This window comes from Streptomyces sp. NPDC050674 (assembly GCF_040654575.1).
GTDB lineage: Bacteria > Actinomycetota > Actinomycetes > Streptomycetales > Streptomycetaceae > Streptomyces.
The window spans coordinates 1,322-2,490 of the sequence record NZ_JBFAIG010000050.1 but is presented as its reverse complement, the minus strand read 5'-3'; the positions used below and the strand labels follow the sequence as shown (position 1 = coordinate 2,490).

At 57.0% G+C, this 1,169-nt stretch carries 1 rRNA gene (cut by a window edge); it reads left to right on the top strand.

What is annotated here, in order from left to right:
• Positions 1 to 1,169 (top strand): 23S ribosomal RNA (locus tag AB0I06_RS34205); its annotated part runs 1,271 nt beyond the window's last position; the annotation flags it as partial.

The following is a 1,169-nucleotide window of genomic DNA, read 5'->3' as shown; positions in this document are numbered from 1 at the left end:
AGTAGCACGCTCAAGACCCGAAGCGGAGTGATCTAGCCATGGGCAGGTTGAAGCGGAGGTAAGACTTCGTGGAGGACCGAACCCACCAGGGTTGAAAACCTGGGGGATGACCTGTGGTTAGGGGTGAAAGGCCAATCAAACTCCGTGATAGCTGGTTCTCCCCGAAATGCATTTAGGTGCAGCGTCGTGTGTTTCTTGCCGGAGGTAGAGCACTGGATAGGCGATGGGCCCTACCGGGTTACTGACCTTAGCCAAACTCCGAATGCCGGTAAGTGAGAGCGCGGCAGTGAGACTGTGGGGGATAAGCTCCATGGTCGAGAGGGAAACAGCCCAGAGCATCGACTAAGGCCCCTAAGCGTACGCTAAGTGGGAAAGGATGTGGAGTCGCAGAGACAACCAGGAGGTTGGCTTAGAAGCAGCCACCCTTGAAAGAGTGCGTAATAGCTCACTGGTCTAGTGATTCCGCGCCGACAATGTAGCGGGGCTCAAGCGTACCGCCGAAGTCGTGTCATTGCAGCAATACGGCCAACGCCGGCTGTGATGGGTAGGGGAGCGTCGTGTGCCGGGTGAAGCAGCCGCGGAAGCGAGTTGTGGACGGTTCACGAGTGAGAATGCAGGCATGAGTAGCGATACAAACGTGAGAAACGTTTGCGCCGATTGACTAAGGGTTCCTGGGTCAAGCTGATCTGCCCAGGGTAAGTCGGGACCTAAGGCGAGGCCGACAGGCGTAGTCGATGGATAACCGGTTGATATTCCGGTACCCGCTGTGAAGCGTCAAACATCGAGCATCGTGATGCTAAGGCCGTGAAGCCGCCCTGATCTCTTCGGAGTTGAGGGGAGTGGTGGAGCCGCCGAACCAAGCGGTTAGTAGGTGAGTGATGGGGTGACGCAGGAAGGTAGTCCATCCCGGGCGGTGGTTGTCCCGGGGTAAGGGTGTAGGACGTCAGGTAGGTAAATCCGCCTGGCACATAGTCTGAGACCTGATGCCGAGCCGATTGTGGTGAAGTGGATGATCCTATGCTGTCGAGAAAAGCCTCTAGCGAGTTTCATGGCGGCCCGTACCCTAAACCGACTCAGGTGGTCAGGTAGAGAATACCGAGGCGTTCGGGTGAACTATGGTTAAGGAACTCGGCAAAATGCCCCCGTAACTTCGGGAGAAGGGGGGCCAC